This window comes from Phyllobacterium phragmitis (genome assembly GCF_002980495.1).
Classification (GTDB): domain Bacteria; phylum Pseudomonadota; class Alphaproteobacteria; order Rhizobiales; family Rhizobiaceae; genus Paramesorhizobium; species Paramesorhizobium phragmitis.
This window is the reverse complement of the sequence record NZ_PVBR01000054.1, coordinates 1-5431: the sequence shown is the minus strand read 5'-3', so window position 1 is coordinate 5431 and position 5431 is coordinate 1. Positions and strand designations below refer to the sequence as shown.

Sequence of the window (5431 nt, the reverse complement as noted above, 5' to 3'; positions counted from 1 at the left end):
TGGCGGGCTACGGCCCGTCCGGTTCGGAGGCGCAGCCGCAGCCGGGTACGCTGCAGATGAACTACAAGGTCACCCAGGGCGGCGGCAGCACATGGTCCAAACTCGCGACGCCGGACGGCACCGCGACATCCTACACGCTGAACACGACCTTCCCGGCGTCCTAGACCCGCACACAATGTCCCCGGCCGCAACCGGCGGCCGGCGGACGCATCCATCAAAGCATGCCGTACCCAGCAGACAGTCTCGATGAGAGAACAGGAGAGAACCATGACCACCAAAACACCCAACGTTGGCACCCCGGTCTACACGGTCCTGCCAATTGCAATCGATAAACTGTACGCAGAGCCGTTCCTAAACACCTTTGACCCGCACAAGCAGGATCCCTCCATGGACTGCCTCATCAAGGTAACTACTGCTATCCTTGATTATTCCACCAATATAGGCGTCCCCAATCTTGAGATTGATTGGAGTTTTACATCATTAGGTGCAAATAATTTCGCTTATTACGTAGAAAATCCAGATGGTGGCGATCCAACCCAAGCCCAATACACAAGGCCTGATAAATACGGAAATGTAGTAAACAGCACGGACAGCAATGGAGTTATAACTATATATGTCGGTTGCTTCTCAAAAATCATAAGCTCATTACAGATGACTGCACCTGATATTGATCAGACGTTCCCTGTGACAATGGTATTTTGCGATTTCGAGGGGCCTGCAGATGATCTTGATGCGCCACCTGTGCCGGCACCTATTAAGGTTCCCTATTTATACGATAAAGAAGGCTTGTGGAAAGAGTATAGCATAAGCACTAATCCCGATACTAATAACATTCCACAAAGCACTGTCATGATTGCGACCTATATGGAAGGCAACCCTAAAACGGGCGGTCTGATCGATGTCTTCCAGGCTCCGACAGGGACGGCCCTAAAGTTTCCTATGCCCTATCTCATGATGAATGGAGACGCCGAGATGGACAATTCCGTGCGATACCTGCAATTTAAGGGTGGCACGGGAACGCTGTCCAAGAAAGCCACTTTTGCGGCAGATGGGACCCCCGTACAGCAGCCGAATCCCGGCAGACGAATACCAGGTAATTGGGAGTCCCTCCTCCCAGTATATAAATGGAACCAAGACCCTAAATTCCATAATCTCAATGATAGCGACGTTAGCAGGGACAAGAGCTGCATCGAGTTCCTCATACCCCCTTGGCCCAATTTTGGCCTCTATAAGGCGGGTGTGGATCTCACGGTGACATTGCATGCAAACGGATGGTTTGGAGCTACCGGAGAGAAACATGCTAACCCGATACCGATTACACAGCCGGTAGAGGAATGGCAGTTGGATGAGGATTACCCAGGCATGATTTATGCGCCTTTCAGCGTCGATCTGCTCAGAGATTATGACTCAGACCCCAAAGGAGATGATACGTATGGTTATATGTATCTTTCATTCTCGGTGGGTGAGGTCCATTACTCTAATTATAACTGGTTTAATATAGAGTTTACTGCGGATTTGGGTAAAAAGCCAAGCCGGTGGGCTACATAAGCTTGGTGTGAAGAGCAGCGCCGGCGGCACTTGCCTGCGAGCCGGCGCTGTATTTAGCCTAATGAACAAGCAGCGCGCGTCAAAGCGGTTGGTCGAGAGTGCTTCCAAGCGCACTGGAAGATATTGATCCGTTGAATCCGGGGCTTTGTTGCCCTGATCTCCGCTGCCCTGAATATCAGGAGGTCGCCGAATGCTCCTGGCCTTGAGTGCTGCCGGGATCGGTTCCGATGCGTTGGCGAACTGCGTCAACGTGCCGGCAGTGTATTGCATTGATATTTGTTGATCCGTTCAGACGGTCCCGCGCTCATACCCCGGACCTCCGGATCCAAGAGGAGAGCAGATATGACACACGATACGGACAAGCCTCCACAGGGACGTGACGGTAAGGAGGAGCGGGAGACTGCACGTACTTCCAGAAACAGCGCGCCCGAGGCTCTTGCCAGGCAGCTTTCCAAAGCCATGCATCAAGCCGCCACGAATATGAACGATAGGCAAATAGCCCAATCGGCCGGAATTCAGATCCAGCCGCCTCAAGGCACCTTATACCTCGGCAAGAGCTATGTGCTCGGCGTGACGGGGGGCGTTGAGTTTGGTCTAATTTATTGGGAGACCGAATCGAAAACTCCTCCCCCGGGCAAGGGCAAATTCGGGCATACATTCATATTCAGTGATGACGGGAACTTTCCAGGCCTTCCTCAGAACCTGGGTGCCATCACGGCACTGGATCCGCATGGAAACGGAACGATAACAATCACTGCGACTGGCCGGCTACGGCAGGATCAATCCGACCAAGCCAGGCACTTTGCGGGTCAACTTCAAGGCCGTGCGCGCCGGAAAGACCTACTGGTCTCAGTCGATCACCACAGTCTCGCACGATGCCGAAACTCTCGACCCCTGAACTGAGAGGCTGCTTCTATTAATCGATTTTTTTGATTCACCTGGATGAGAATTTTTTAAGGGAGAACAGTCATGACAAACGATACCGACAAAACACCAAAGACAGGCCACGCCGAGGATAAGACGCAGGCCGCTGTGCCGCTGAAGACCTCCGGGACCGCTGCGGGTATGCCCGCGGGAGGGGGAGAGAAAGACTCCTGGGCCACCATCACGATTACACCGCCTACGGAAACTATGTACCTTTACAAATGGTATCCGCTCACCGTGACGTGCGATAATGATTTTCCCTGGGGCGTTTTCATGAACACCGGCCCCGAGACGCCGCCTCCAGCCGACGATAAACCCGGACATATCTTTATGTTCGACAAAACCTATGCCCCGGTCGGCAGCACCATCAATATCATGGCGGTCGGGCCGAACACGGACACCAAAGTCACCGTCTATGGGCGGTCCTTGGATTCCAGCACGCCTGGCAAGGCCGACTTGACGTTCGTTGCGTCCGATAGCCCGCCAGTGAGCTCACTCGGGGTTTTTGCCCTCAATGGCCAACCGTGGCGAATGCCGCAGGAGAACGGGCTGCCTTATCTTGTTGGAGCCGTCTATATGGATAAAGACGGCAATCCCCTTACCGGGGAAGTTAAGTGGTCGACGACATCTGATACAGCCAACCTGCTGAGCCCGGCGCCTACGCTGCTGCGCGCCAACGGCACCTCGAGCAATGGTGTCACCGTGGTGGGCGAGGGGGAAAACTGGTGGGGTGTTACCATAACCGCCAGCGTCGACGGCACGTCATTGACAATGGCATTGCCTGAGTTTGCTGTCTACTATACCGATCCGCCGAATATCGCGTTCACCGTAGATGCGGCGCAAACGACGCTGACGGCGACCTGCCCGCAATTCCAGGAAGGGGCGGAGGTCATCTGGGAGGCCTATCCGCCGGAGAAGGTACAACTCCAGTACCGCAGGACGAAGGTCACGAAGGGTTCCGCGACGAACACGATCGTCACGACGGGCGACGCGCAATTCACCGCCTATTTCGCCGCCAGCACCATGGACACCACGGGACAAACAGATCACAATTATTTGCGCGACTATGGCACTCTTGAGTTTCAGCTGACGCCGTCCGTGACCTGCACGATCGGGATCACGTCGGGTACGGATGCGGGACATGTTCCGCTTTATGCTGGGGACGTTTTGACGGCGACGGTTACGGGGAGCGATTGCGGGGTGAGCGCGATCCAATGGACAGCGGACGCGGGGGATGATGCTACGCATGAGTTCACCTTCGATCCCAATCCTTCGCAGATCAAGGAAGGGGTTTACACGACGACGATCACGGGGCGCGGACCCAACCTCGGTAGCGGCGATACTCTTCCGGTGACGGTCTATGCGACGCCGGTGGATGCCGGCTCCAAGGTCAAGGTGCCCGGCTCGCTCGATCTGACTTTTGTCCAGGGGGCAGTGCCGGCGGGCGCGGTGATGACTCTCGTGTCGCTCGATGGCAATGAGTTGCAGGACGGGGGCGTCTATCACGTGTTCAAGGCAACTTATGCCAATGCGGACGGCAGTGCGGCCACGACCCCGGGCTGGAACAAAACCATCACCTGGACGCCCCCCGGCGACGGGAACCTCACCTGGCGGATGCCGGATCCGACGCCGACCAACGACGAAGGCGTTGCCACTAACGCCCTCAAGCGCCAGAGCAAGGGCAATGTGACGGTGACGGCGCAGGCGACGGGTATCTCTGACCCCGCCGCAATAAAGGCCATCCCGGTGACGTTCGTCGATCAGGTGACGCCGCCGGCCGGCGCCGGAACGATGAAGATCGATCCGGTGGCCCCGCCGCCGACGGTCGGTCAGATGCAGCCCTTGACAGTGACGTATTTGGACGACAAGAACCAGTCGATGCCTGCGGGCACGGTGGTGCGGTGGTTCGGGACCCCGAACGATCGGCTGACGTTCAGCGGCGGCAGCGGTACGGGCAGCACCGACAACGTCTCAGAGGTGACGGGCAGCGAGGGCAAGGCTCGCATTAATGTCATGGCTTCGGTCGGGCCCGCCATCACCGATGCGGTGATCCAGACGACGGCTGTCAACCCGATCAGCGGCACCAACGATCATTCCGATCCCAATATGACGGTTAGCTTCGAGACCGCGCCGCCGCCCTCCGGGCTGCTGGGCGTGCAGATCGACAAGCCTTTGGCGCGTACGAACCTGACGGGCCAGCTCCGCCCCACCCTGGAGGCGCAGATCATCCAATGCCATGTGCAGGTGGGCGGTTCGCCGCCGCCGCCGACGATCCTGCTGACGACAACCAATCCCGACCTGGGGACTGCGACATGGGTGAAGATGTACACCGCGGACGGCACGCAGGAACTGGCGAGGGATGGGCAGAACCCCGATGCCTATACGATACAGCCCGTGGGCGGCGTGGCCTCGTTCCGGATCGCCTCGGGGCGGATGGCCGACATCATGCTCAATGCCAACGCGCCCGGCCGCTCGGATGGCCCTTCGGCACGGCTGGCTCTGGCGTTGGTCTCCGACCTTGTGACGTCACCGCAACTGCCGCCGCCAGTGATCCCCGAGCTCGACAAGTCGGCGAACAACCTGCCCATCCCGACGGACAGGCCGAGCTTCAAGGTGATCATTCCGACGAGCAGGCCGTACGGCCTGGGCACCTTCGACACCGTCCTGCTGCTGAACGAGCGGGTGATCTACGAGGGGACGATCGGTGGCCAGCCGGAAGGGGGCATCGACGTGGCCTATGCGGCGCTCAAGTCGAGCGGCAACACGCTGGTCTACCTGTCGTCGCAGAAGAGCTCGGGTGCCGTGTGGCAATCGCCGCAGCCGACATCCAGCCCCTTCAAGGCCGGCCCGATCGGCAATGCGCAGACCGGGCCGCAAACAGTGGGCGATCTGGAGGCGCCCACGATCCAGGTGCCGGGCTCGACCATCGCTGCCAAGGACATCGCCAGCCAGACGATGG

The 5431-nt window shown here is 57.9% G+C and carries 2 protein-coding genes; both read left to right on the top strand.

The window, feature by feature from the left end:
* The first annotated feature begins 267 nt into the window (after positions 1–267).
* Positions 268–1548: a hypothetical protein gene (locus C5748_RS27115; protein ID WP_105746129.1), complete on the top strand. Its 1281-nt coding sequence runs from the start codon at positions 268–270 to the stop codon at positions 1546–1548.
* Positions 1549–2517: 969 nt separating this feature from the next.
* Positions 2518–5431 (top strand): hypothetical protein (locus C5748_RS27105; RefSeq protein WP_146119643.1); only part of this gene is annotated, 2914 nt, incomplete at its 3' end.